Source organism: Aestuariimicrobium sp. T2.26MG-19.2B, from assembly GCF_950101875.1.
GTDB lineage: Bacteria > Actinomycetota > Actinomycetes > Propionibacteriales > Propionibacteriaceae > Aestuariimicrobium > Aestuariimicrobium kwangyangense.
In genome coordinates this window covers 466,489-492,783 of record NZ_CATNLW010000001.1, presented here as the reverse complement: position 1 = coordinate 492,783, position 26,295 = coordinate 466,489, and the positions used below count along the sequence as shown (strand labels likewise).

Annotated in this window: 22 protein-coding genes and 1 tRNA gene; 16 read left to right on the top strand and 7 right to left on the bottom strand. The window is 68.6% G+C overall.

The window, feature by feature from the left end; translation table 11 throughout:
* Window positions 1–134 precede the first annotated feature (134 nt).
* On the bottom strand, window positions 135–1,691 hold the full coding sequence (locus QQZ11_RS02300) for a dolichyl-phosphate-mannose--protein mannosyltransferase (RefSeq protein WP_284550134.1): 1,557 nt from the start codon (window positions 1,689–1,691) through the stop codon (window positions 135–137).
* A gap of 270 nt (window positions 1,692–1,961) precedes the next feature.
* On the opposite strand from QQZ11_RS02300, the gene rsmI reads away from it, so the two are divergent.
* From rsmI to QQZ11_RS02275, 5 genes are read left to right on the top strand one after another with little or no spacing between them, the layout of a single operon-like run.
* On the top strand, window positions 1,962–2,858 hold the full coding sequence (rsmI, locus tag QQZ11_RS02295) for a 16S rRNA (cytidine(1402)-2'-O)-methyltransferase (RefSeq protein ID WP_284550133.1): 897 nt from the start codon (window positions 1,962–1,964) through the stop codon (window positions 2,856–2,858).
* Entirely contained in the window at window positions 2,855–3,730 is an 876-nt protein-coding gene (locus QQZ11_RS02290; protein WP_284548461.1) for a TatD family hydrolase, read from the top strand. The genes rsmI and QQZ11_RS02290 overlap by 4 nt, the downstream gene beginning before the upstream one ends.
* Entirely contained in the window at window positions 3,727–4,614 is an 888-nt protein-coding gene (gene rsmA, locus QQZ11_RS02285) for a 16S rRNA (adenine(1518)-N(6)/adenine(1519)-N(6))-dimethyltransferase RsmA (protein WP_284548460.1), read from the top strand. The genes QQZ11_RS02290 and rsmA overlap by 4 nt, the downstream gene beginning before the upstream one ends.
* Window positions 4,611–5,558 carry a 4-(cytidine 5'-diphospho)-2-C-methyl-D-erythritol kinase gene (locus QQZ11_RS02280; protein WP_284548458.1) on the top strand — a complete coding sequence of 316 codons (948 nt, stop codon included), beginning with the start codon at window positions 4,611–4,613 and terminating at the stop codon, window positions 5,556–5,558. Before rsmA ends, QQZ11_RS02280 begins: the two co-directional genes overlap by 4 nt.
* Before the next feature lie 57 nt (window positions 5,559–5,615).
* Entirely contained in the window at window positions 5,616–6,101 is a 486-nt protein-coding gene (locus tag QQZ11_RS02275) for a MarR family winged helix-turn-helix transcriptional regulator (RefSeq protein ID WP_284548457.1), read from the top strand.
* A 28-nt stretch (window positions 6,102–6,129) separates the two neighbouring features.
* Here QQZ11_RS02275 and QQZ11_RS02270 read toward each other — a convergent pair whose 3' ends face one another.
* Window positions 6,130–6,768, bottom strand: coding sequence for a TetR/AcrR family transcriptional regulator (locus QQZ11_RS02270; RefSeq protein ID WP_284550131.1), 639 nt, complete (start codon window positions 6,766–6,768; stop codon window positions 6,130–6,132).
* A gap of 194 nt (window positions 6,769–6,962) precedes the next feature.
* Between QQZ11_RS02270 and QQZ11_RS02265 the strand changes: the two genes are divergently transcribed.
* A tRNA-Gln gene (locus QQZ11_RS02265) sits at window positions 6,963–7,041 on the top strand.
* A 102-nt stretch (window positions 7,042–7,143) separates the two neighbouring features.
* Here the strand turns inward: QQZ11_RS02265 and QQZ11_RS02260 are convergent.
* The 4 genes from QQZ11_RS02260 to QQZ11_RS02245 all read right to left on the bottom strand — a co-directional run bounded on the left by QQZ11_RS02260 (window position 7,144) and on the right by QQZ11_RS02245 (window position 11,262).
* A complete protein-coding gene (locus tag QQZ11_RS02260; protein WP_284548455.1) occupies window positions 7,144–8,001 on the bottom strand; it encodes an aldo/keto reductase in 858 nt (285 codons plus the stop codon).
* Between the two features lie 213 nt (window positions 8,002–8,214).
* The gene (locus QQZ11_RS02255) at window positions 8,215–9,744 is read right to left on the bottom strand and encodes a CYTH and CHAD domain-containing protein (protein WP_284548454.1); all 1,530 of its coding nucleotides are present in this window, start codon (window positions 9,742–9,744) and stop codon (window positions 8,215–8,217) included.
* Between the two features lie 76 nt (window positions 9,745–9,820).
* Window positions 9,821–10,696, bottom strand: a complete 876-nt coding sequence (locus QQZ11_RS02250; RefSeq protein ID WP_284548453.1) for a DUF4232 domain-containing protein — start codon at window positions 10,694–10,696, stop codon at window positions 9,821–9,823.
* Window positions 10,693–11,262, bottom strand: a complete 570-nt coding sequence (locus QQZ11_RS02245) for a SigE family RNA polymerase sigma factor (RefSeq protein ID WP_284548451.1) — start codon at window positions 11,260–11,262, stop codon at window positions 10,693–10,695. The genes QQZ11_RS02250 and QQZ11_RS02245 overlap by 4 nt, the downstream gene beginning before the upstream one ends.
* A 203-nt stretch (window positions 11,263–11,465) precedes the next feature.
* On the opposite strand from QQZ11_RS02245, the gene QQZ11_RS02240 reads away from it, so the two are divergent.
* Entirely contained in the window at window positions 11,466–11,822 is a 357-nt protein-coding gene (locus QQZ11_RS02240) for a VOC family protein (RefSeq protein ID WP_284548449.1), read from the top strand.
* Window positions 11,823–11,935: 113 nt separating this feature from the next.
* Here QQZ11_RS02240 and QQZ11_RS02235 read toward each other — a convergent pair whose 3' ends face one another.
* On the bottom strand, window positions 11,936–12,595 hold the full coding sequence (locus QQZ11_RS02235) for a LysM peptidoglycan-binding domain-containing protein (protein WP_284548448.1): 660 nt from the start codon (window positions 12,593–12,595) through the stop codon (window positions 11,936–11,938).
* A gap of 368 nt (window positions 12,596–12,963) precedes the next feature.
* Between QQZ11_RS02235 and QQZ11_RS02230 the strand changes: the two genes are divergently transcribed.
* From QQZ11_RS02230 to QQZ11_RS02190, 9 genes are all read left to right on the top strand, one after another.
* Window positions 12,964–14,430, top strand: coding sequence for a D-glucuronyl C5-epimerase family protein (locus QQZ11_RS02230; protein WP_022909502.1), 1,467 nt, complete (start codon window positions 12,964–12,966; stop codon window positions 14,428–14,430).
* A 9-nt stretch (window positions 14,431–14,439) separates the two neighbouring features.
* Window positions 14,440–16,674 carry an FG-GAP-like repeat-containing protein gene (locus QQZ11_RS02225; protein ID WP_284548447.1) on the top strand — a complete coding sequence of 745 codons (2,235 nt, stop codon included), beginning with the start codon at window positions 14,440–14,442 and terminating at the stop codon, window positions 16,672–16,674.
* Window positions 16,675–16,764: 90 nt separating this feature from the next.
* Window positions 16,765–18,282 (top strand): bifunctional UDP-N-acetylglucosamine diphosphorylase/glucosamine-1-phosphate N-acetyltransferase GlmU, encoded by a 1,518-nt coding sequence (gene glmU, locus QQZ11_RS02220; RefSeq protein ID WP_284548446.1) that lies wholly within the window; start codon window positions 16,765–16,767, stop codon window positions 18,280–18,282.
* Window positions 18,279–19,256, top strand: a complete 978-nt coding sequence (locus QQZ11_RS02215; RefSeq protein WP_022909505.1) for a ribose-phosphate diphosphokinase — start codon at window positions 18,279–18,281, stop codon at window positions 19,254–19,256. Before glmU ends, QQZ11_RS02215 begins: the two co-directional genes overlap by 4 nt.
* Before the next feature lie 124 nt (window positions 19,257–19,380).
* On the top strand, window positions 19,381–20,442 hold the full coding sequence (locus QQZ11_RS02210) for a glycoside hydrolase family 130 protein (protein ID WP_284548445.1): 1,062 nt from the start codon (window positions 19,381–19,383) through the stop codon (window positions 20,440–20,442).
* Window positions 20,443–20,682: 240 nt separating this feature from the next.
* Complete coding sequence (locus tag QQZ11_RS02205; RefSeq protein WP_284548444.1) at window positions 20,683–21,336, top strand: 50S ribosomal protein L25/general stress protein Ctc; 654 nt, start codon at window positions 20,683–20,685, stop codon at window positions 21,334–21,336.
* A gap of 38 nt (window positions 21,337–21,374) precedes the next feature.
* Entirely contained in the window at window positions 21,375–21,980 is a 606-nt protein-coding gene (pth, locus tag QQZ11_RS02200) for an aminoacyl-tRNA hydrolase (protein WP_284548442.1), read from the top strand.
* A gap of 28 nt (window positions 21,981–22,008) precedes the next feature.
* A complete protein-coding gene (mfd, locus tag QQZ11_RS02195; protein ID WP_284548440.1) occupies window positions 22,009–25,668 on the top strand; it encodes a transcription-repair coupling factor in 3,660 nt (1,219 codons plus the stop codon).
* A gap of 82 nt (window positions 25,669–25,750) precedes the next feature.
* Window positions 25,751–26,284 carry a hypothetical protein gene (locus tag QQZ11_RS02190; protein ID WP_284548438.1) on the top strand — a complete coding sequence of 178 codons (534 nt, stop codon included), beginning with the start codon at window positions 25,751–25,753 and terminating at the stop codon, window positions 26,282–26,284.
* The last annotated feature ends 11 nt before the right edge of the window (window positions 26,285–26,295 follow it).

Genomic DNA, 26,295 nt, shown 5'->3' with positions numbered 1-26,295 from the left:
CACTTGCCCTACCCCTGACCGGGGGCAACTGCGCTGGAGGAGGGCAGCTGGTCCGGAACGCGGGCAACTGCGCCCACTGAGGGCAGCTCGACCGCGCGTAACGTGGGCACCCGCCACCCCCCAACCAAGGACCCCTAGATCCAAGAGTTGAACCACATCCGCCACAGCCACTGCCGGCGGGTCATCAGCTGGTCGGTCAGGATCGGGTAGATGAACGCGAAGTTGGCCACGATCAGCGCAACGATCGCCCCCACCAGCAGCGACCTGGACCGTCGCTGGGGGGAACCGACGGGTCCGATCACCTTGCCCAAGCACATCGCGAGGATGATGACGGTGAATGGAACGATGCAGATCGCGTAGAAGTAGAACAGCGGACGATCGGCGTACTTGAACCACGGCAGCCACGTCGACAGCAGCGCCACGAGCGGAACGCTGAAACGCCAGTCCCGCTTGGCGAACCAGAAGTACAGCCCTGCGACGATGGCGATCGCCCCCAACCACCACAGCAAGGGGGTGCCCATACCGCTGATCACCCGCAGGCAGGTGTCAGACCCCGTGGCCGTGCACCCGTCCACCCCGGGCTTGATGTCGTTGACGGCGTCGATGCCGATCGTCCGCTGCACCACCAGCCAACCGGCCGGGTTGGCCTCGTAGGTGTGGGTCTGGTGGGCCATGTAGTCGCCGGTGTGGAAGTTGTAGATCTCGTGGTGGTAGTGCAACAGGGAGGCCAACGGTGCGCCGAACCACTTCACAGTGCGCGCGTCGGGGTTGTCGGCTCCCCACTGACGGAAGTAGCCGCCCTGGGTCTGCAACCAGCGCACCCACGTGCTCAGGTAGACGGCGGCCGCCAGCACGACCATCGACACGAACGCGGGCAGGCCATCAGCGATCAAGGCGAACCATGCCCGCCGTCTCGCGCCGGCGAGGGCGCGCGCCGACACGTCCCAGAGCACGCTCATCACGCCCATGGTGGCCAGCACGAACATCGAGTTCCACTTCACCGCGATGGCGCAGCCGAACATCACCCCGGCAGCGATCCGCCACGGCCGGATCCAGAACCTCGGGCCGAACGACCCGTCCAGGTCGGCCAGGTCGCGCGCGACCAGATGGGCCGCCAACCGGTGTCGGAACCAGTCGCGGTCCTTCACGACGCACAGCACCGCGGCGACCAGGAAGGTGGCCTGGAAGATGTCGAGCAGCCCGGTGCGGCTCATCACGAACTGCAGACCGTCGACCGTCAGCAGGAAACCGGCGAGGGCACCGATGAACATGCTGCGTGACAGCCGTCGTCCCAGCCGGATGACCAGCACGATCATCACGGTTCCGAAGACCAGCGAGGGGATGCGCCAGCCGAACGAGTTCATGCCGAACAGCCATTCGCCTGCGGCGATCAGCCACTTGCCCAGGGGCGGGTGCACGACGTAGGCGGCCTCGCCGTTCTTGAACAGGTTGCCCAGCTTCCCGTCGCGGATCAGGTCGTTGGCGCCGTCGACGTAGTTGGCCTCGTAGCCGTAGCGCAGCAGGGCCCACGCGTCCTTGGGATAGTACGTCTCGTCGAACACCAGGTTCTTGGGACGAGCCAGGTACGGCAGCCGGATCAGGAAGGCCAGCGCCGCGATCGCGAAGGTGACGACCCATCCCTGCCAGGTGGCCCGCGGCGGGCCGTCCTGCAGCCGCTCGACCGCCGTCAGCGAACGCGTGACCGGGGGCGGGAACCAGTCCTCGGGCGAGGAGATCTCGTCCACGACGGGCCCATAGGTCACCGCCGGTCGGGTCGCCTCGGACTCGAGGAGGGGGCGTTCGCTCACGCGGGCCATCCTAGGGGCGCGGGGGTAACCCGACTTGGCTGCTCGTGGACGCCACCCGCAGGAGGGAGGTGCCGACCCCTCCGACGGTAAGCAGGCATGATGGGGGCCATGACCGACCTCGACGACGCCGCCATCCCAGGCGGCTGGACCCCCATGCCGGAGGTCGACGTCCCGGGCGCCGCATCGGTGTCGAGCCCCCGCGACGGTCGCGGTCGGGTCATCCTGGCCGGGACGCCCATCGGCGACCGGCACGATGCCTCGGACGCGCTGCGCGAGACACTCACCAGCGCCACGATCATCGCCGCCGAGGACACCCGCCGGTTCCACACGCTGCTGTTGCGGCTGGGGATTCGCACGCAGGCCAAGGTGATCAGCTACTTCGAGGGCAACGAGAGCTCACGCACCCCCGAACTCATCGCCCTGCTGCAGCAGGGCCACGACGTGGTCGTCGTCACCGACGCCGGCATGCCCTCGGTCTCCGACCCCGGCTACCGGCTGGTGCGCGCTGCCTTGGACGCCGGCCTGTCGGTCACCGCGGTCCCCGGCCCCTCCGCGGTGCTCACCGCGTTGGCGCTGTCGGGGTTGCCGGTCGACCGGTTCTGCTTCGAGGGGTTCCTGCCCCGCAAGTCCGAGGCACGCAGCCGTCGCCTCGGCGAACTGCGCACAGAACCACGCACCATGGTGTTCTTCGAGGCCCCCCATCGGTTGGCCGATTTCCTGGACGACGCAGCGGCGGTGCTGGGGGCCGGCCGTCCGGCGGCGGTCTGCCGGGAACTGACCAAGACCCATGAAGAGGTCAGACGCGCCACCTTGGGGGACCTCGCGGACTGGTCGCGCGACCACGCACGGGGCGAGATCACCGTCGTGGTGCAGGGTGCCGAGGCGATCGAGACCAGCCCCGCCGATGCCCTCGACCTGGTGCAGGCGCGCATCTCATCGGGGGAGAAGCTCTCGGCCGCGGTGGCCGAGGTGGCCCAGCTCACCGGGGTCAACAAGAAAGAGTTGTACGCCGCCGCCGTGGCGGCCAAGACCAACCAAGGCAGCCGATGACCACCCAGATCCAGTCCCCCACGGAGTTCCAGGCCTCGAACCTCCCGCCCCTGCCGGAGCCGCTTCCGAGGCCGGTGACCGACTCCCACACCCACGCCGACTCCACCGAACAGTTCTCCGGCCTGGGGGTCGCGCTGAATCTTGACCTGGCCGCGTCGGTCGGGGTCAGCCGCATCGTGCAGGTCGGCTGCGACGTGGCCTCCAGCGAGTTCGCCGTGAACCTCGCTGCCCGCGACCCAAGGGTGGTGGCGGCGGTCGCCATCCATCCCAATGAGGCGGCCAGGGCCGGCGACGACCTCGACGCCATGCTGCTGCGCATCGAGGAGTTGGCGAGCTCGGGCCCTCATGTGCGGGCTGTCGGTGAGACCGGCCTTGACCACTACCGCACCCGTGACGAGGCCGGGCAAGGGCTGCAGGTGAACTCGTTCGCCGGCCACATCGAGATCGCCCACACCTACGACAAGACCCTCGTCATCCACGACCGTGACGCCCACCTGCCCGTGCTGCAGGTGCTCGACGAGGTGGGCGTGCCCGCGCGCGTCGTCATGCACTGTTTCTCGGGCGATGCCACCTTCGCACGCGAGTGCCTCGATCGCGGTGCCTGGTTGAGCTTCCCCGGGGTGGTGACCTTCTCGTCCGCGAACGACCTGCGCGATGCCCTCGAAGTGGTGCCCCGCGACCGGTTGCTGGTCGAGACCGACGCCCCCTACCTCACCCCCGTGCCCACCCGCGGCAAACCGAACGCCCCCTACCTGCTCCCACACACCGTGCGCTTCATCGCCAAGCAGTGGCGCATGGACCTCGCCCAACTCTGCGACCAGCTCACCGCCAACACCGAGGCTGCCTTCGGCGGCCCGTGGGGGACCGCATGACTGACTCCCGCGGCGACTCCCACGGCCTGCTGGGTGCTGCGGCGATCCGGCAGTTGGCCGACCAGGTGGGGCTTCGTCCCACCAAGCAGCGCGGCCAGAACTTCGTCATCGACGCCAACACCGTCCGTCGGATCGTTGCCTTGTCGGGGGTCGGCCCCGACGACACCGTGATCGAGGTCGGCCCCGGCCTGGGTTCCCTCACCCTCGGACTGCTCGAGCAGACCGCCGGGGTGACAGCCGTCGAGATCGAACCCGTGCTCGCCGAGCTGTTGCCCCACACCGTGGCTGCCCGGCTGCCCGAGGCCGCGGATCGGCTGCGGGTGGTGCTCCGGGATGCCCTGCAGGTGAGCGAGCTTCCCGGCCCGGAGCCGACAGCCCTGGTGGCGAACCTGCCCTACAACGTCTCGGTGCCCGTGCTGATCCACCTGCTCGAGACCTTTCCCGGCTGGACGAACGGTCTCGTGATGGTGCAGTTGGAGGTTGCGGACCGCATCGCCGCACCACCGGGCTCCAAGGTGTACGGGGTGCCGAGCGCCAAGATCGCGTGGTTCTGCCAGGCGACCCGGGTCGGCACCGTGCCACCCAAGGTGTTCTGGCCCGTGCCGAATGTCGAATCGGGACTGGTCCGGCTCACCCGACGGGAGCCCCCCGCCACCACGGCCACCCGGGAACAGGTCTTCCGGGTGGTCGACGAAGCCTTCCGGCAACGCCGCAAGATGCTGCGTTCTGCCTTGTCGGGGCTGGCCGGTTCGTCCACGCAGGCATCAGCCGCGATCGAGGCGGCAGGCATCGATCCGCAGGCACGCGGCGAGGTGCTGGGCATCACCGAGTTCGCCCGCATCGCCGAACAGCTGCAGCTCGCTTCGCTAGGTTCGCAGACGTGACCCAACGCCGCTCGCCCACCGTGCCCCTGGCCGAGGTGCGCGTGCGCGTGCCCGCCAAACTGAACCTGGCGTTGTGCGTGGGCGCCCTCGGGGACGACGGCTACCACCCCCTCGGCACGGTCTTCCACGCCGTCTCGCTGCTCGACGAGGTGACCGCCAGACGCACGGAGAACCCGGGTGTCACCCTGGTCGCGAAGGGAGAGGGTGCCGACCAGCTTCCGGACGACGCCCGCAACCTGGCAGTGCGTGCGGCCGAGTTGCTGATCGAGCGCTTCGAACTCGACCGAGCCGGCGTGGCCCTCGAGATTCGCAAACAGATTCCCGTCGCCGGCGGGATGGCCGGTGGTTCTGCCGACGGGGCCGCTGCACTGCTCGCCTGCTCGATGCTGTGGGACCTCGACACCGACCCCGCCGAGCTGCACGACCTCGCGGCCGAACTTGGCAGCGACGTGCCGTTCGCGCTGACCGGCGGCAATGCGGTCGGTACGGGACGAGGCACCGAACTGGTGCCCCTGCTCAGCCGCGGTTCCTTCCACTGGGTGCTCGCCCTGGCCCACGAGGGGCTCTCGACGCCAGCCGTCTTCCGCCGTTTCGACGAGTTGGCCGAGCAGCGGGGCACCCCGCCCAGCACCGATCTCGAGGTGCCCCAGGAACTGCTCAACGCACTCACCACCGGTGATGTGCGCGGAGTGGCCCGTCATCTGCGCAACGACCTGCAGGCCGCCGCCATCGACCTGCGCCCTGAACTGGGGGAGGTGCTCGAACACGGCGTCCACGCCGGAGCGCTGGCCTCGGTGCTGTCGGGATCGGGGCCGACCTGCGCCTTCCTGTGCGAGTCGGAGACCAAGGCCATGGACGTGGCAGCCGCGTTGAGTCACCACCCCGCCGTTCGCGCCGTACGGCGCGCTCGAGGACCGGTGCCGGGGGCTCGTCCCACCGCCTGAGGTGAACCGCTGGCCGTGCACCCACCCCACAACGGTCTGGGATGTCACACTGGTGGCGTGCAGGACGAGGTGGATGCGCTGATCAGCGCCTGGGGTCGGGAGCGGCCTGACCTCGCCACCGAACCGATGGCCATCTGGTCTCGGATCAAACGGCTCGACCAGCACCTGGACGCCTCCCGTCGCCACGCCTACGCCGAGCACGGGATCGATGTGCACGAGTTCGACGTGCTGGCGGCCCTGCGCCGCGGGGGAGCGCCCTACCGGCTGAGCCCCGGACAGTTGGTGGCCGCCACCCACGTCACCTCGGGCACCATGACCCATCGCATCGACCGCCTGGTGAGCCGCGGGTTCGTGGAGCGCGAGTCACACCCCGACGACGGACGAGCGGTGCTCGTCCGACTCACCGAACAGGGGAGAGGGGTCGTCGACGCGGCCCTGTCGAGCCTGTTGGCCGCGGAGGAGGCGTTGCTTGGGTCGCTGTCGACCGACGCGCGAGAGCGCCTCGCGGACGACCTGCGGACGCTGCTGGTGCTGCAGGACTGAGCTCTCCCTCGTGGGAGAGGTCGCTCCCTCAGGAGGGACGCGCCCGCCTCGGGACCTCATGCGGTCGGGCGTCGGCCAGCAGCGTCGGGTCCTCCTCGAGGTTGCGCATGCCGTTCCAGGCGAGGTTCACCAGGTGGGCCGCGACCACCTCCTTCGACGGCTCCCGGTTGTCGAGCCACGACTGGCCGGCCATCGCCACCAGTCCGACCAATGCCTGCGCGTAGAGACCCGCGAAGCTGGAGTTGTACCCGTGCCGCTCGAAGGGCTCGGCCAGCAGGTCCTCGACCTTGGCGGCGATGTCGGACAGGATGCTCGCGAACGAGCCAGCGGAAGCACCGACGCTGGAGTCGCGGGCCAGGATCTGGAACCCGTCGGGCTCGGAATCGATGTAGTCGAGCAGGGCCAGGGCGCCTCGTTCGATCAGCTGTCGACTGCTGGCACCCGGCTGGGTCAAGGAGGTGCGGATGGCGTCGGTGAGCCGACGTGACTCGCGGTCGACGACCACCGCGTAGAGGCCCTCCTTGCCGCCGAAGTGCTCGTAGACGACCGGTTTCGACACCTGCGCGGTCTGGGCGATCATCTCGACCGAGGTGCCCTCGAATCCGTGGGTCGCGAACAGGGCGCGGGCGACGTCGATCAGTTGTTCCCGACGCTCGGACGAACTCATCCGCACCCGGGCGCGCCTCGTGCGCACAGCCGGTGGCAACGTCTCGTCCGGCTCGCCCACGGGGGACGGCTCGGCGGGACGGGACTGCGGCATGGGATCAGTGTGCCACCCGCCTCGAGGTGCGGCGAAGGTGCGTCCCGCGAGCGCTCAAGGGTAGGCTGAGCGGGTCGTTCGGCCGGGATGTCGGGCGACGTTCCCCGGTTGGTCTGCCGGTAGGGCCCGCCTGACTTTGAATCAGGACAAGCGACGTAGGTTCGACTCCTACCCGGGGAGCTTGGTAGGCGCGAAGGTCTCACCACACGACGTGAGGCCGGTCCCCCGTTCGGGGGGCCGGCCTCAGTCGTTCGTGATACGAACCCGGGTCGCGAACTCAGGTCACGAATGGGCGCCGAGTCGCTTCTTCGCCTCGGCGTACACGTCATCGGGCAACGGTCCGCGCGCAGCGGCCGCGATGTTGTCCTTGAGGTGTGCCACGCTCTTCGTGCCGACGATGTTGGTGTCCATCCCGGGATGGCTGTTGGTGAACCGCAGCAGGAACGCCGTCCGGCTCTCGCCCTCCTCGCGGAGGTCGTCCAGCCCCGCCGCCTCCCAGGCAGCCCACCGGTCCTCGGCGCCCAGCCCCGAGCCGGGTTCGCCGCGGGCCACACCGCCGCGCACGATGACGCCGGCACCCGAGTCAGAAGCCTTCTGGATCAGTTCCTCGTGCTCCCTCTCCAGCGCGGAGTAGGGGATCTGGAAGCTGTCGAAAACCCCCGACTCGATGAAGGTCTCGAGGTGCGGGTTGGTGGACGAGATGCCGATCCAGCGGACCTTGCCCTGCTGCTTCATCTCCTGCAGGGCCTCGACCAAGCCGCCCTCCTCGACCTGCTCCACGCTCGGGTTGTGCAGCTGCATCAGGTCGACGTGGTCGGTCTTCATCCGCTCCAAGCTCTCGTGCAGACCGCGGAAGAGGTTGTCCTTGGTCCACACGTGAGGGGTGTCGTCGGTGGTCTCGTCCTTGTGCACCACCGTGCATCCGCACTTGGTGGCGAGGACGAACTCGTCGCGGCGGTGGGAGAGGTAGCGGCCGATGTACTCCTCGCTGCGGCCGTAGTCATTGGCGGTGTCGATGAAGGTGATGCCCTCGTCGACGACAGCGTTGAGGATGGTCTCCGCCTCGCTGTCCTCGATCGGTCGTCCACCCCAGATCCGGGAACCACGAACCTCCATGGCCCCGTACCCGAGCTTGGTCACGTCCAGTCCTGTGCGGCCCAATGGGCCATGCGGCAAGGTGCTCATGTCACGAACCTACGCCGAACCTGCGCCCCATGGTGGGGTTGCTGGGCATACTGCCCGACTCGGGTGCGTGCGGTGCTGGGGGCCAGAACGTCCCGCCCGCTGTGGCATCGGGAAGGCAAGGTTCGCAGCGGTGTCCTGATGACCGCGGCCCCTCCGGCGGCAGGTGGCTCAGTGCAGTGGCTTGGGCCTGAAGTGCTTCCATCGGCGGACGAAGATCGCCCGATCGTCAGCGCCACGCCGTTCCTCCCGCGCATGCAGCCGTCCGAGAGCGAACGCGTCTTCCGGGGTCAGTGACGGGCTGCGCGCCAGACTGCGCAGCAGTTCACGGGTGACCACGGTGTCCTGGTGATCGCCCAGCAGGTCCTGGATCCGCTCGGCCGCCACGGCCAGCTTCCGCGCCCGCTTCCCGTGTACCACCACGGCCGACTCGGCGCTGTAGCGCAATCGCTTGGCGCACTTGCGTACCTCATGCAGGCTGGCGGCATCGTTGTCCGCGGCCCGTGAACGGCGGACAGCCTTGCGCAACCGTTCGAGGTCAGCGGTGACCAGCGTGGCCACGGTGGGGGCAGCGCGGCGACCCGCCCGACGCCTCAGCGGGGGAGAGGCGAGCAGGTCGTCCACCTCGTCGAGCAGGCGCCGGTAGCGGTCGCCGTCGAGAGCGGCCAGTCCTGCCGTCCGGGCCTGTCGGGACTGCTCGTCGAGTGCGTCGTCGACGTGGCGCGACAAGGCGGCCGGCGCGAGGCCGTCCGGCTCGCCGGCGATCAGGTCGTGGAGGCGCTCGCGGGACACCTCGAGGTCACGCGCGCGCCCCACCTCGCCGGCCAGCCACTTCAGCTCCGCTCGCAGATGGTCGCCCCGGCCTCGGTCGATGAGCGGACGGTACGTCGCCAACGCTGACCGCAGGCTGCGGGCTGCCACCCGCAGTTGGTGGACGGCGTCGGGCTCGTCGTCACGGACCGCTGGGTCCATCGCCTTGATGGTGTCCACCTGCTGACGCAGGTAGTCGAGCATCACCGCGGACGCCGGTCCCTTGCGATGGGGCGCCTGGTGCTGGGGGTAGGACGAGCCCAGAGTGCGGGCGAACTTGGACGGATGCGCCGCGACGCGTGCCCCGGTCGTCAGCAGCGCCTTCTCGACGGCCTCGAGGAAGGGGCCACCCGCGTCGGCCAGTTCGACCTCCCACTCCCGCCACGCCTGCGAGGTTCCCTTCCCGACGTACGACTCGGCCGCCACCAGGTCATCGCTGACCTCTGCGAGCACCGACCCGTCTCCGGTGCGCAACGTGCGGCTCGTGCGGTGCGTGGTGAGCTTGGCCACGGGCATCAGGGTGGCGTCGCGCACCCATGCTCGAACCAGGTGCTGCAGGCTTCCGGGCGCGTCCTCGTCACCGGCGCCGAGGGGGGCCGTCAGTTCGTCGCGCCTGTCGTGTCCGTGAGGGAGTTTGAGGGTCCAGCCCGCGTCCACGCCGCCGGTGCGTCGACGCAACGTCACCCCGCTCGCGGCCAGCGCGAGTTCAGGGGTGTCGAGATGAATGGCCTCGAGTTCGTGCACCACCGGGGCATCAACGGAGGCGACCCCCGGCCAGCGGGTCAGGTCGGGCAGCGGCGTCTCCTCGTCGACGTCGTACTTGCGTTCAACCTCGACGTGGAGCTGTGGGGCCGCAGCCGGCGGCCTCGGTTCCCCCCAGGAATCGGCCATGCTCCACGCTACGCCGCCCCCGTTCGTCCGCGCAGGGCATGTGAAAGTGGCGCGGGTCGTGTCCTGACGCCTCGTGTCAGGGTGCCCCGAAGGGCTTGACCTGCATCAGCCTGATCGAGGTCTCGGGGCAGCCGCTCACCGACACGGCGACCACGGACGAGTCGGTGCGTCCGGGCAGGTAGACCCTCAGTCCGGCCGCCTGCACGAGGGTGCAGGTGGGGTAGTTGGCCGCCTGCGTGACGTCCAACCAGGCGACGGATGACCGCCCGGGCTTGAGGGTGATGACCGACCAGCTCGCGGGGGTGCGGTCAGCTGCCGCCCCGATCTGCTGGCCCTTGGCGTCAACCATCGAGACCCCTGGGTAGCCAGCGAGCATGCAGCTACTGGTGCCCCGGTTCGTCACCACCAGCCGGTGGTAGACGTGCCCCATGCCAGCACCGTCCACGGTCACGGCCAGCGACGTGGACGCCGGGGCGCAGGTGGCCACGAGGGCCGACGACGGATGACTGGTGGGTGCGGCCGGCGTCGAGGTGACCGGCTGGGAGGGGGTGTTCGAGGGCGGCGGGGAACTGGGCGGCAGCGGGCTCATCGACGTGGGCCTTGAGGGCGACCGGGTGGCTGACCCGGTCGTGGTCGGCGAAATGGTCGTGCCGGGGGAGGACGGCCGGCTGGTGGACGTCGACGCGATGGGACCCTGTGACTCGGGCCTCAACGCCTGGGCGGCCGCGACCCCGCCGGCGGCCAGCGCCAGAACGGTCAGACTGGCGCCAATGGTGCGTCGCCTGGCCTGCACGGTTGCCGCTCGTGCGAAGGCAGCTTCGGCCATGTCGGGGGTACGCCTGCCTGAGACGTGGCCCCGAAGCGCGGTGGCCAGTTCTTCTGATTCCTCTTGGCCGGATGGCTCGCTCCCGAGTCCTCCGGGGACGATGTCTCGTCCGTCGTCGTGGGTCATGTCGCCTCCTCCGGTTCCGTTCCTGTCTGGTCTGTTCGTGTCTGGTGTTTGGTTCTTGCCGGGTCTGATGGTGACTGGTCGGGGTGGAGGTGCAGGCGCAGACTGGCCATCGCCTTGGAGGTCTGGCTCTTCACTGTTCCTTCGCTGCACCCGAGCAGTAGGGCCGTCTCGGCCACGTCGGCGTCCTCGATGAAGCGCAGTGCGACGACGGCCCGCTGGCGCGGGGGCAGGTTCGCCACCGCCCGCCACAGTTGCTCGTCCGGTGGGTCGGGATCTGTCCGGCCCCGTTCGGGCATCTCGTCGGTCGGGCGTTCGTGGCGGCGGAACGCTCGTCGCCACCAACTGTTGTTCTCGTTGACGATGATGCGGCGCACGTAGGCGTCGGCATCCTGGTCGTCCCTCGACAGGTGGTTCCAGCGCAACCAGGCCTTGGCGAGGGCGTTCTGCACCAGGTCCTCGGCCGTGGCGCGGTTGCCGCACAGCGCCTCGGCGAATCCGACGAGGCGGCGCTGCCTGGACTGCACCCACCCCGTGAACGATGCTGCGGCGATGTCCGCGGAGGTCACGGCATGATCATGCACGCCGACCGTGAGAACAGCCACATGGCGCCTCCTTCCAGATTCCCCAGCGGCCGGGTCTCGACCCTCACCCGCACAACGCCGCGGGTGCACCGTCGGGTTGCCTCGGTCAGATCGGCCGTCCCCAGGAGCCACCACCAGGGTTTCTCGCCGACCGCCGTGACGGCACCCGGGCGGGGTTAGCGTTGACCATGGCCATCGCCCAGTACCCCGTGACCGTCATCGACTGCCCCGACCCGCTCGCCCTCGCCACCTTCTACGGAGACCTGCTCGGCTGGGCCGTCAGCGGTGACCAGGAGTGGGCCGAGGCCAAGTCGGACTACGGACAGATGCTCTGCTTCCAGGCCGTGGAGAACTACCGCGCCCCGCAGTGGCCCGACCAGCAGGTGCCCCAGCAGACGCACCTCGACCTGTCGGTCGCCGACCTCGACCATGCCGAACAGCAGGTGCTCGGGCTCGGTGCCACCAAGCACGAGGTGCAGCCCGGGGAGACCTTCCGCGTCTTCCTCGACCCGGCCGGTCACCCCTTCTGCCTCTGCGTCAGCTGAACAGTCCGCCCACCCAGGCACACACCCGACGGCGTGGAACACCCCCGCCCGATCCCGGTGAGGGACGGACGGGGGTGTGTCTCTGCCCTGAGCCGAGGGTCAGGGATCCAGGATCAGGAGAGCGTCAGCTGCTGCCCGACGAAGATCAGGTTGGGGTTCTTGACGATGTCGTCGTTCAGGGCGAACAGGCGCTCCCAGCCACCCTTGACCTGGTGGGCGGAGGCCAGCTTGGCGAGGGTGTCACCCGACTTCACGGTGACGGTGGCCCCACCCTTGGCGTGGCGGGTGGGCGCGGTCACCTCGGTGCGCTCGGAGGAGCGGTTCACCGTGGTGGACCGCTCGTTGGTCGACCTCTGGGTCGTCGTCCGCTGGGTGGCGGTGGACTTCTGGGTGGTCGACTTGGTCACGGTGACGGCTCCGCTGCCGTTGGAACTGGTCAGCCCTGCGCGCACCGAGCACACGGGCCAAGCGCCCGGACCCTGGCTGGCGAGCACCTTCTGGGCGGTGGCGATCTGGGCCGACTTGCTGGCGAGGTCAGCGCGGGCGGCGTACTGCGTGCCGCCGTAGGCCTGCCAGGTGGACTGCGTGAACTGCAGTCCGCCGTAGAAGCCGTTGCCGGTGTTGATCGACCAGTTGCCACTGGATTCGCAGGCGGCCACGCGGTCCCACACGCCGGTGTCTGCCGAGGCGTGTCCGGCGGTGGCGGTCATGGCAATGCCCGCGCCGACCACGGAGGCGGCGGTGAGGGCGGCGATACGGGTGAACTTCTTCATGAAACGTGGGGCCCTTCCGGTCCGGTCGTGCTCCTGCGGATGTCCGCCACCATGACGTCGGGACGTTCCCGCTCTCGTCCGGCTGGTGGCTCAGGAGCACACCGGACGCGCCGACCGCAGCAACGTTCGTCACCACGGGACCTCCGAGGAGGCGCCCTCCACCGTAAGCACATGCTGAGCGATTCTCAACTTCTTCTCAGAAATTCTGTGACACAGCCTCGCTGTGGAGGCCGGCCCCTACCGAGCGATTCAGACGATGCGCCGCCTGGTCTCGCGGGCGATGCGTGGGGTGGCCTCCGAGTGTGACTCCGCCGCCCCATACAGTGTCCCGACAAGCACGCTCGCCCACTGATGAGCCGAGGGGTTCCATGACACGAGACGGATGGAGGGCCGACACAGCCCTCACCCGCCGCGCACTGCTCGCCGCCGCGGGTGGGATCGGACTGGCCACCGCCGGAGGATGGGCCACCCCCGCAGCTGGCGACAATGCCTTCTTCAAGTCCTTCGGCGGAACCGTGAGTGAGATCCCCGGCGACTGGCCCAAACCTGGCACTCCCACCCTGCTCACCGAGGGCTACCTGGGCTCGCTGCGCTTGGGCACCGAGCATGACGTGCCCCTCACCGAGCTCAAGGGGTCATGGGTCATCCACATCACCGTGTTGGGCAACTACCTCAATTCCCTGCTCGACTCGTACGAGACGTCGGGGCGTCGGCAGCCGGTCAACCTCGCTCGCGTGGTCACCACGATGGACGCTCTGCTGGCGAGAGCTTCGCGCCGGCGCGGCGGCGTCTTCCTCAAGTACGAGTTTCCTTGGCACAGCTATCAAGGTGATCTGCCCGACCCTTGGTACTCCAGCTTTGGCCAGAGCAAGTTCCCCCTCGTCACGCAACGCCTCTACGAGTACACCGGCGAGCGCAGGTGGCTGCAGGCGACGTCCGAACTTGTGACCGCCTTCTTCCAGGCTCCACAGATCGGCCAGACCGACTTGCCCTGGATCGCCACCGTGGATCCCAACCACTACCTGTGGCTGGACGAGTACCCGCAACCCGACGGTCGAGCGTCCGCGGTGTTCAATGGCCACTACTACGCCATGGTGGGGCTACTGAGGTACCAGGCAAGGACCGGGGACGCCCGGGCCAAGAAGCTCGTCCAAGGGGCTGCCGAGACCATGGCGGCCTACCGCAACCTCTGCCGACATCCCGGAACCTTCAGTCACTACTACGCCAGCAACTCCGCCCACGTGGCGAGCTATCACTACGTCAACGCCTCGTGCTACCTCAACATGTACAACCACACGGGTTGGTCCCCGTTCGCCCACACCGTCGACCAGATGATCGGGGACTGGCGGGTGAGTTCGGTGCCCACCACGGTGTTCGCCAAGGGTGGCTACCCGCATTCCGTCCGCCCCGTCACAGGGAGTGCGGGGGTGAATGCAGGGGCAGCGACGGTGTGGCGCCCCAGTCGCGACGTGGTGGTCTCGAGTGGGACACGCTCGCAGTGGAGCGCGTTCCCGGGCGTGTGGTCGCGGATGGACTCGGGGCCCATGAAGGGTTACTGGATCCGGGAGACCGTGTACGGCTACCCGGAGGGCTTCCACGTCGACCGCGCCGAGTACCGCTTCCCCCGCGATGTGTGGTTCGAGCCGGGCACGAGCGTCAGTTTCGTGGCTGATTCCCGCGGCCACCTCTCCTCTCCCAGGTACTCCGTCTTCAAGACACGCAGCCGAGCCCAGTCGACGCTGCGCGCCAAGTTGGGCGGCTCGCACTACGCACGCATTGACAACGGCGGACTCGCCGGACGCTGGGCGCGACTGTCATCGGTCACCCACTACTGAAGGCACGGCATGTCGCGTACACGCATCCTGACACCCCTGCTCATCGTCGGTCTGACCGCCGGACTGGTGATCGTGCCCCAACCGGCGGACGCCTCGCCCGAGTCGGCGACACCGGTGGTCACGGGGGTCAATGCCGTGGTCACATCGACCGATGGCGGCGAGAAGCTGACCATCTCGGGCACGGGATTCACCGCCGACAGCATGGTGACGGTGCAGTCGCGGCCCGCCCGAGTCGTCACCCGGACGGGTACCAGCTTGGTCGTGATCGCCCCGCCCGGCGACGAGGGCCCGGCCGAGGTCCGGGTCACCTCAGGGTCGCGAACGTCCCATCACTCCGCCGCGTCATCGCTTCGCTACGCCAGCATCGTCTCATCAGGCCACTCGAGGGTGAAGGTGTCGACGACCACGACCAAGGTGGCGCCGCAGGCCGCGAGCACTGGAATCCTCGACCCGAACCTCGCCCTCTGCGTCAACGACCATCTCGGGCTGGCTCCCACCGACGTGCCCACGTCCGGACAGCTCTACCAACTCACGGAACTGTTCTGCACCCATCGCACGGTGGTCAGCCTGGTGGGCATCGACGCGCTGCCCAACCTGACCACGCTCGACCTCGGGGGCAACCGCATCTCCGACCTCACCCCCTTGGTGGGTATGGGTCAGTTGGTCGATCTGGGACTGCAGGAGAACCAGGTCAGCGATCTCTCACCCCTGGCCTCGCTCACCACCCTGAGGCGGCTCGACCTCTGGAGCAATCCGTTCAGGAATCTCACCCCTGTCTCCGGACTACGACAGCTGACCAGACTGACCGTGGACGACACCGGGGTGACGACCTTGGCCCCGCTGGCGCCGCTGTCGGGCATGCGCATGCTGGGCGTGAGCCGCACTGCAGTGGTGAGTCTCGACCCCCTGCAGGGCATGACGGCGCTGATGGAGCTGCAAGCGCGCTCGACGCTGGTCGGCTCGCTGACGCCTTTGGCCGGGCTGACCAACCTCAGGGTGCTCGACGTCTCGCAGACCCGGGTCTCGAGCCTCGCTCCACTGGCCAACCTGCGTCAGCTCACCGGATTGGCGGTGGCAGGAGGCATGGTCAGCGACCTGACACCACTGCGCACCATCACCAGCTTGACCAGCCTCGACCTCAGCCAGAACAGGGTGAGCGCCGTCACCTCCCTCTCGCAGATGACCGCACTCCAGTGGCTGTTCCTGACCGACAACCGAGTGGCCGATCTCTCACCACTCTCGAGGGTGCCATCCAATGCCATCGAGGCCCAGGGCCAGCGTGTTGCCAGCCCCGTGGCCACCTCGTCCACCCTGACCTACAGGCTCGTCGACCGGCGCGGAGCATGGGTGCCCCCGACATCGACGGGCGCGGCCCGTTGGTCGGCCGGCACCCTGACCCACAGCCGCGCCGGAACGTCGGTGCTGACCTTCTCCACGACGGACGAGACGTTCAGTGGCACCTTGGTGGCATCGTCCACGATGAACAGTGTCGAGGCTCCCGGCGATGGAACCGGCGACCGGGTTGCTGACATCTATGCCATCGGTCCGACGGGAGACCTGGGATTCCTGCGCGGCTCGACCACGACTGGCCTCACCCGGTTGCCCGCTCCCTGGCCCGACGCTGGTACGTCGACCTCACTGGCCCAGCTGCCGGACGCCACCGGCGACCGTCGCTCCGACGTGTTGGTCCGTGACCCCTCGGGGGCGCTGGTACTGCACGCGGCGCTCGGGAACGGCTACCTGCGCCGTCAGGCGGTGGTCGGGCGCAACTGGAACGGCATGAGCGTGATCACCCCGGTGGGCCATCTCAGTGGTTCCAGTGCCAGCTACGTCATCGCCCGCCAGACCTCAACCGGACGGCTGTACCGCTACACGCTCACTCCGTCCGGCCTCACCGGAACCACCCAGATCGGGCAGGGATGGGGAGGCTTCCGCACCCTCATCGGTATTCCCGACTGGAATGGAGACGGTCGGGCCGATGTGCTGGGGATCCGCACTGACGGAACGCTGTGGGTCTACACCGGCACTCCCTCGGCCACTCTCGGGGTAGGCAAGCAGGTCGGTCGCGGGTGGGGAGGGTTCAACGGCGCCATCGCACCCGGTGACCTGTCCGGCGACGGTCGACCTGACCTGGTCGGGCTGCGCTCGGACGGAGTGGTGTTCTGCTACACCAACCGAGGCACGGGGTGGTCGCCTCCCCGAGAGATCGGACGAGGTTTCACGGGGTACCGACTACTCGGCTGAGGCGCCAATTCTGCGCCCCAGCCCGCGACTCAATAGGCTGGGGCCGATGGCAGCCCTGCCCGGGGCTCCCGAGCAGTGGAGGAGTGAACGTTGACCACCCACGACCCTGCCCCCGACACCACCGAGGCCGACGGTTCCGTCGCCGCAGTGGTCGTCCTCGCCGCCGGTGGTGGCACCCGCATGAAGTCGCGAACCTCGAAGTTGCTGCACGAGGTGTCGGGCAAGACCATGCTCAGCTACGCCGTCACCGCGGCCCAGCACCTCGCACCCCAGCACCTCGTCGTCGTCGTCGGTCATGAGCGGGAACAGGTGCTGGCCCACCTCGACGAGATCGCCCCCCACGTGCAGACCGCCGTGCAGGAGGAGCAGAACGGCACCGGCCACGCGGTGCAGTGCGGTCTTGCCGATCTGGGAGAACTCACCGGCGAGGTGGTGGTCACCTACGGCGACGTGCCAATGCTCACCGGCGAGACCCTCGCCGAACTGGTGGGCACCCATCGCGCCCTCAGCCACCAGGTCACCGTGTTGACGGCGCGGGTGCCCGACCCCACCGGCTACGGCCGCATCATCCGCGAGGGCGACCAGGTGGTGCGCATCGTCGAGCAGAAGGACGCCAGCGATGAGGAGGCCGCCGTCGACGAGATCAACTCCGGTATCTACGTCTTCGATGCTGCGACCTTGCGGCACGGGCTCGACAACCTCACCACCGACAACGCCCAGGGTGAGCTCTATCTGACCGACGTGATCCGGATCGCCAACGAACGTGGCGAACGGGTCGGCGTCCACCAGATCACCGACCTGTGGCAGACCGAGGGAGTCAACGACCGGGTGCAGCTGGCGGCGATGAACCGCGAGATGAACCGCCGCATCGTCGAGAAGTGGCAGCGTGCCGGCGTGACCGTGCTCGACCCGAACACCACCTGGATCCACGACGACGTCACGCTCGAACGCGACGTGGTGCTCAAGCCCAACACCTCCCTCGAGGGCGCCACCAGTGTTGGTGAGGGTGCCTTGATCGGACCGGACACCACGCTGGTCGACGTCGAGGTCGGCGCCGGGGCGCACGTGGTGCGAACCCACGGCTCGCTCGCAGTGATCGGTGAGAACGCGGAGGTGGGGCCGTTCGCCTACCTTCGTCCGGGCACCGAACTGGGGGCCAAGGGGAAGATCGGCACCTTCGTCGAGACCAAGAACGCCAAGATCTCCGGGGGTGCCAAGGTGCCCCACCTCACCTACGCCGGTGATGCGTACATCGACGAGGGCGCCAACATCGGCGCTGGCACGATCTTCGCCAACTACGACGGAGTCAACAAGTCGCCCACCCACGTCGGCCGCAATGCCTTCGTGGGTTCGAACTCGGTGCTGGTGGCACCGGTCGACATCGCCGACGGCGCTTTCGTGGCGGCTGGGTCCGCCATCACCGAGGACGTCCCCGCCGGTGACCTGGCGGTCGCCCGTGGACGCCAGCACAACTCGTCCAACTGGATCGGACGAACCCGCCCCGGCTCGAAGTGGGACGAGGCCGCTCAGGCGTCGTCCGGCGAAGTGCACGAGGCGATCCAGAACAAGCGCAACGAACTCAACCAGAGCATGGAAGGCCGGGCATGAGCGGATCCATCCGTCCCAACGACAAGAAGTTGATGTTGTTCGCGGGACGGGCCTACCCCGAACTCGCGGAGGAGATCGCGAGCATCGCCGGCCTCGGGCTCACTCCCACCAAGGCGGTCACGTACGCCAACTCCGAGATCTACGTGCGCTTCGAGGAATCGGTGCGGGGTACGGATGCGTTCGTCATCCAATCGCACTGCGCGCCGGTCAACGAGGCCATGATGGAGCAGTTGATCATGGTCGACGCGCTCAAGCGGGCTTCGGCCAAGCGGATCACCGTGGTATCGCCCTTCTATCCCTATGCCCGTCAGGACAAGAAGCACCTCGGACGCGAACCCATCTCGGCCCGCCTGATGGCCGACCTGTACCGCGCCGCCGGTGCCGACCGGATCATGTCGGTCGACCTGCACGCCGCCCAGATCCAGGGCTTCTTCGACGGTCCCGTCGACCACCTCTGGGGCATGCCCGTGCTGGCCGACTACGTGGTCGACAAGTACGGCAAGGACGACATGGTGGTGGTGTCGCCGGACGCCGGCCGGGTGCGGCTGGCCGACATGTGGACCGACAAGCTCGACTGCCCGCTGGCGATCATCCACAAGCGACGCGACCCCAACCAGGCCAACACCGTGGCCGTGCACGAGGTCGTCGGCGACGTCTCGGGCAAGACCTGCTTGCTGGTCGACGACATGATCGACACCGCTGGCACCATCTGCCTGGCCGCCGAGGCGCTGATCGAGCACGGAGCCTCCCGGGTGATCGCCGCGGCCACCCACCCCGTGCTGTCTGGCCCGGCCGGCGACCGGCTGCGCGCGTCCCGCTTCGACGAGGTGATCGTGACCAACACGCTGCCCATCCCGGAATCAGCGAAGTCCGACAAGCTGACCGTGCTCTCCATCGCCCCGCTCATCGCCAAGGCGATCCAGGAGGTCTTCGCCGACGGTTCGGTGACGAGCCTCTTCGGAGACCTGCACTGACCCCTGCCTGCTCGTCGAGTGGGGGAGCGGAACGAGTGATCCACCCACCGCTCGTCGAGTGGGAGCGAGGAACGAGCGACGTGTCGAAACGCGAACCCCAACCCCCAACACCGAGGACTCGACCATGAACGACTTCCCCTACCGCCTGGAGCGGGTCGGCATCATCATGCGACCCGACCTCACCGACCCCCATCAGGTCGAGGGAGTGCTCAATCCCGCGGCCGCTGTCCACCCCGACGGACGAGTGCTGATGTACCCCCGATTGGTGGCCGCGGGCAACCGCTCCCGCATCGGGGTCGGCGAGGTGACGATCACCGACGGGCTGCCCACCGGCTTCGAGTTGGACGACATCCTGCTCGCCGCCGACCAGGGGTGGGAGCACGGCTCCGACCATGGGGGAGTCGAGGACCCCAGGCTCACCTTCATCGAACCGCTCGGACTGTGGGTGATGACCTATGTCGCCTACGGACCGCTCGGGCCTCGTCCGGCCTTGCTGGTCTCCCGTGACCTCGACTCCTGGGAACGCTGGGGGCCGATCCAGTTCGTCTGGGAGGAGTCCCTGGGCACCGACCTGAACCTCTTCCCCAACAAGGACATCGTCTGGTTCCCCAAGTCGGTGCCGGGGCCCGACGGGCGCGAATGTCTCGCCCTGGTGCATCGTCCGATGTGGGAGATCGAGGGGCAGGAACCCGACCTGCCCACTGGCATCACCGATGAACGCGCTGCCATCTGGATCAGCTACGTCTCCTTGGAGGACGCCCTGCGCGACCCGCGCGCCCTGCTGCGGCCCTGGGGTCACCGGCAGCTCGCCGCGAGCGAGTACGACTGGGAGGTGCTCAAGGTCGGGGGCGGTCCGCCCCCGGTGCGGGTGCCCGAAGGCTGGTTGTTCCTGCACCACGGTGTCTCGGGGACGATCGCGGGATCGAGTTTCGACCAGCAGAAGAACGTCTTCTACGCAGCCGGGGCCATGATCCTGTCGGCGGACGATCCCGGCGTCGTCCTCGCCCGCACGTCCGAGCCGCTGCTGGCACCCGAGACGGACGAGGAGCGGGTCGGCATCGTCGGCAACGTCGTCTTCCCGACCGCCATCGTCGAGACGACGGGCGCCCAGGGTGGGCTCTACTGCTTCTACGGCATGGCCGACGAGGCCATCGGCGTGGCGAGGATCGTCCGTTCCGCTGGGTGAGCCCCGGCTGGCTGGCCCGGTCAGACACCCGGTCCGCGCTGTCGTCCGTCCGCGCGGAGGCCGTCGGGTTGGCCGAGGGCAGCGCTTCGGGGTAAGCTCTTCAAGCTGCTTGGCGAGGGACGCTGGCGTCCGTGATCGACTTGTGCATGCTGATGCATGGCGCTGACCTCCCTTGCTGCCGAGATCCACGGGCTACCGTTGCTGGGTGCCCATCACGTTGCACAGGTTGAGGAGACCACCATGGCTGAGTTCAAGCTCGCGGCCGAGAGCCGTTCCGAGTTCGGTAAGGGCGCATCGCGCCGTCTGCGTCGCGCCGGGAAGGTGCCCGCGGTCATCTACGGGCACGGCACCGATCCCGTGCACATCTCGTTGCCCGGCCACGAGTCGCTGCTGGCCCTGCGCACCGCGAACGCACTGCTCGACATCTCCATCGACGGTGGCAAGCACCAGCTCGCGCTGCCCAAGCAGGTGCAGCGTGACCCGATCCGTGGCTTCCTCGAGCACGTCGACCTGGTCATCGTGAAGCGCGGCGAGAAGGTCACCGTCGACGTGGCCGTCGTCACCCACGGTGAGGCTGCCCCCGAGACCCTGGTCGTCGTCGACCTGACCTCGCTGGCCGTCGAGGCCGAGGCGACCCACATCCCCACCGAGCTGACCGTCGACATCGAGGGTCTGGCCGCCGGAACCCAGATCCTGGTCCGCGACCTGAAGCTCCCCTCGGGCGTCACCACCCACGTCGACCCCGAGGCTCTCGTCGTCAACGTCACCCAGCAGGTCTCGCAGGAGGCCCTGGACGCCGAGCTGGCCGAGTCCGAGGAGGCCACCGGCGCTGCGACGACCGAGGCCGACTCCGAGGCTGAGTCGACCGAGGGCGAGGCCGGCGAGGACGCCTGAGGGTTCGTCCCTCACGTTCCACCGATCCCTCCACTTCGGTGAGCACCAACACCTGGCTCCTGGTCGGGCTCGGGAATCCGGGCCCGACCTACGCCAACACCCGGCACAACGTGGGCTTCTTCGTCATCGACGAGATCGCCCGCGTCGGCCGGGTGTCGCTGTCCTCAGCCCGGGGCATGCACGCCGACGTCGGCACCACCCGGCTGTCGGCGGGAGGCTGGGGGGTGCCCGGGTCCGAGGCCTCGTCCGTCGTGCTGGCCAAACCGCGCACGTTCATGAACGATTCCGGCAAGGCTGTGCGCAAGCTGGCGGACTTCCACAAGGTCGCGCCCGACCACATCGTCGTCGTGCACGACGAGCTCGACCTGGACTTCGGCACCCTGCGCATGAAGTTCGGGGGCGGCGACAACGGCCACAACGGGCTCAAGTCCATCCGCGCCCACCTCAGCACCGGTGACTACTTCCGGGTGAGGTACGGCATCGGGCGACCACCGGGCCAACAACCCACCGCCGACTACGTGCTCTCGCCGATCCCGGCGAAGCTGCGTGAGGACTACGCGGTCGAGACCGCCCGCGTGGTGGACGCCGTCGAGGTGTTGCTGACCCAAGGCCTCGAGCGGGCCCAGAACCTCTTCAATCGCTGAGCACCGACGCGCGCGGTAGGCTCTTCCGGTGACTCTGCACGGGCTGGTTGACCTTCTCGCTTCAGATCCGGGGCTCTCTCGCGCCCTCGATCGGGCACGCCGTCGCACCCGCCCGTCAGGGGAAGGGACGCGTGCAGGTCAACGGGGGAGCACCCTCGACCTCACCACCCCGCCCTCCTCGCGGCCGGCGATCGCCGCCCTCCTGGCCAGCCAGACCGACCGGATGATCCTGCTGGTGACGTCGACCTTCCGGGAGGCCGAGGAACTGGTGACCACCCTCGGTTCCTGGCTGAGCGAGGACGATATCGCCTACTTCCCCGCCTGGGAGACCCTGCCCCACGAGCGACTGAGCCCCCGCTCCGACACGGTCGGCCGACGACTCGAGGTGCTGCGCCGCATCAGCGGCGCCGGGGGAGGGGAACGAGGGGAGTTGCCGCCGCCGAAGGTGGTCGTGGCACCCATCCGCTCGGTGCTGCAACCCCAGACCAAGGGGTTGGCCGAGTTGGCCCCCGTGACGCTCGAGGTGGGTGCCGACGTCGAGATCGGCGAGCTGGTCCAAGCCCTCGTGAACGCCGCCTACAACCGCGTCGACCTGGTGGAGCGCCGCGGCGAATTCGCCGTCAGGGGTGGCATCGTCGACATCTTCCCGCCCCGCGCCGAACACCCCGTGCGCGTCGACTTCTTCGGCGACACCATCGAGGAGATCCGTTCGTTCACGGTCGCCGACCAGCGTTCCTCGGACAAGACCCACCAGTCCATCCAGGCCGATCCCTGCCGCGAACTCCTGCTGACCCCCGAGGTGAGGGCGCGGGCGAAGGCGCTCATTCCGGATCATCCGGAGCTCTCCGAACTGCTCGAGAAGATCTCCGAGGGCCACTACGTCGAAGGCATGGAGGCGCTCACCCCGGCGCTGGTCGACGGGCTCGAACTGTTGGTCGAGGTGTTGCCCGCCGATGCCATGGTGCTGGTCAGCGACCCCGAACTGGTGCGCACCCGAGCCGTCGAACTGGTCAAGACCAGCCGGGAGTTCCTCAACGCTGGCTGGTCGGCGGCCGCCGGCGGTGGGCGCGCCCCGATCGACCTGGGCTCGTCCGCCTACCGCGCCCTGAGTGAGGTTCGCCGGGTGGCCTTGGATCGCGGGCAGTCGTGGTGGTCGTTGTCGCCGTTCGCGTCGGGGCCCGCCGAGGAGGCTGAGCCCTACTACGCCGAGGACGGCAGCGTCGTCGACTTCTCCGCCGCCCTGGACTCGTCCGAACTGGGCCCCGACCACGTCGAGTCGATGACGCTCGACTTCGAGGCGATCGACCCTTGGCGGGGAGACGTCGAGGGTGCGGTGCTGGCCATGAAGCACACCGTGGGCGAGGGCTGGCGGGTCGTGCTCACCGTCGAGGGTCATGGCCTGGGGCAACGCATGGCCGAGGTGCTGCGTGAGCACGAACTCGCGGCAACCGTGGTCGAATCGTTGGACGAGGAACCGCCCGCCGGGTTGGTCACGATCGTGCCGGGACAGCAGCGCCACGGTTTCCGCGCCACGGCACTCAAGCTGGCGCTCTTCACCACCGGTGACCTGGCCGCCCAGCAGGTGGCCGACAAGTCCCAGCGGCGGATGCCGAGCCGGCGCAAGAACCAGATCGAGCCACTCGAGCTGCGGGCCGGAGACCCGATCGTTCACGAGCAGCACGGCGTCGGTCGCTATGTCGAGATGGTGACCCGCACCGCTGGCGGGTCGACGCGCGAGTACCTGGTCATCGAGTACGCGCCATCGAAGCGCGGCCAGCCCGGCGACCGTCTCTACGTGCCCATGGACCAGCTCGATCTCGTCACCCGATATGTCGGTGGGGAGGCTCCCGCCCTCGACCGGATGGGCGGCGCCGACTGGCGTGCCCGCAAGACGCGGGCGCGGAAGGCGGTCCGTGAGATCGCCGCCGAGCTGATCAAGCTCTACGCCGCCCGGCAGGCGAGCCGGGGGTTCGCGTTCTCGGCCGACACCCAGTGGCAGCGCGAACTCGAGGACAACTTCGCCTATGTCGAGACACCCGACCAGCTGGGCACCCTCGCCGAGGTCAAGACCGACATGGAGCGGATCGTGCCCATGGACCGGCTGGTCTGCGGCGACGTCGGTTACGGCAAGACCGAGATCGCGGTGCGCGCAGCGTTCAAGGCGGTGCAGGACGGCAAGCAGGTCGCGGTCCTGGTGCCGACCACGCTGCTGGTCACCCAGCACACCCAGACCTTCACCGATCGCTATGCGGGATTCCCCGTGAACGTGCAGGCCTTGTCAAGGTTCCAGTCCGACACGGAGGCGAAGGTCGTCCGCGAAGGACTGAAGTCGGGCAAGGTCGACGTCGTGGTGGGCACCCACCGCCTTCTCGGTTCCGAGATCGAGTTCAAGGACCTCGGGCTGGTGATCATCGACGAGGAGCAGCGCTTCGGGGTCGAGCACAAGGAGGCGCTGAAGAAGCTGCGGCTCAACGTCGACGTGCTGTCGATGTCGGCCACGCCGATCCCGCGAACCCTCGAGATGTCGATCACCGGACTACGGGAGATGAGCGTCATCGCCACCCCGCCCGAGGAGCGGCACCCGGTGCTCACCTTCGCCGGCCCTTACGACGAGGGCCAGGTGGTCGCTGCGATCAGGCGCGAACTGGCACGCGAGGGGCAGGTCTTCTTCCTGCACAACCGGGTGCAGTCCATCGAGAAGACCGCCAAGCGCATCCGCGAACTCGTGCCCGAGGCCAGGGTTGCCACCGCCCACGGTCAGATGGGTGAGGCGAGACTCGAGCAGGTGATGCAGGACTTCTGGGAGCGTCGCGCCGATGTGCTCGTCTGCACCACCATCGTCGAGGCGGGACTCGACATCTCGTCCGCGAACACCCTGATCATCGACCGCTCCGACCTGATGGGTCTCTCCCAGCTCCACCAGATCCGTGGACGAGTGGGCCGCTCCCGCGAACGCGGCTACGCCTACTTCCTCTATCCCCCCGACAAGCCACTTACCGAGGCGGCCCACGACCGGCTGTCGACGATGGCGGCGCACACCGATCTGGGGGCAGGCATGGCGATCGCCATGAAGGACCTCGAGATCCGTGGGGCCGGCAACCTGCTCGGCGGCGAACAGTCGGGTCACATCGCCGACGTCGGCTTCGACCTCTACATCAGGCTGGTCGGCGAGGCGGTCTCGATGTTCCGAGGTGAGGACGTCGCCGACGAGGTCGAGATGCGCATCGAACTGCCCATCGACGCCCACCTGCCCACCGACTACGTCGAGTCGGAGCGGCTCAGGCTCGAGATGTACAAGCGGCTGGCCGAGGTCTCGTCCGAGAACGACATCGCCGAGGTCAGCGCCGAACTCGTCGACCGCTACGGCGAGTTCGGCGCGCCGGTGCAGGCGCTGCTCGAGGTGGCGCGGTTCCGGTTGCAGTGCCAGGCGGCCGGGGTCACCGAGGTCGTCGCCCAAGGGCCGTACATCCGGTTCAGCCCGGCCGCCATCCTGGACTCGCGCCTCGTGCGGCTCCAGCGGATGTACCCCGGCGCGAAGTACAAGCCCGACCAGAACGTGATCCTGGTGCCGCGACCTCGCACCGAGGCCGTCACCGGCGCGTACATCGAGGACCGCGACCTGCTCGAGTGGGCCTCCACCTTCGTTGACCTGATCTACGCGCCCGCCCCGGCCGCCAGCTCTGCCTGACCGCGCGACGCGGGTCGGTTCGGGCACTTCGCGGGCCTCGGTAGGGTGGCGGGCGACAGTTGGTCGAGACGATGGGACGACGATGGAACGAAACCGAGTGCGGTCGTGGGCGCGGGTCGGAGCAGCGGCGGTGGCCGGGGTGGCGCTGCTGGGGGCGTGCTCCTCGCAGCCCTCGGTGGCCATGAAGGTCGGCGAGAACCAGATCTCGGTGCGCCAGGTGGACGATGCCGCCGACGCCTGCGCCTCGGCCTTCCCCAATGACCCCATCGGCGACATCCGCTCGGTCGTCGCCAACGGCCTCTACGGGGCTGCCCTCTCCGACGTCCTGTCGGCGAGCGGCACGACCGTGGCCGATGCCGACGTGAACGCCAGCCTGGACAGCCTCGGGGCCAAGAACCTCGACCCGGAGTGCCGCAACACGCTGAAGGGTGTGCTGCAGGCCCGCATGCTGGTCGAGAAGCTGGGTGCCGAGAAGACCGCCTCCCTGCTGCAGCACGTCGACATCACCGTCAACCCGGCCATCGGGGACGTGAACTCCTCCCGCACCGAGATCCAGGCCAAGTCGGGCTCGTTGTCCTCCCTGGGCCGGGTCTTCGGGCAGCCCACCGGCCAGTGAGCAGGCACGGC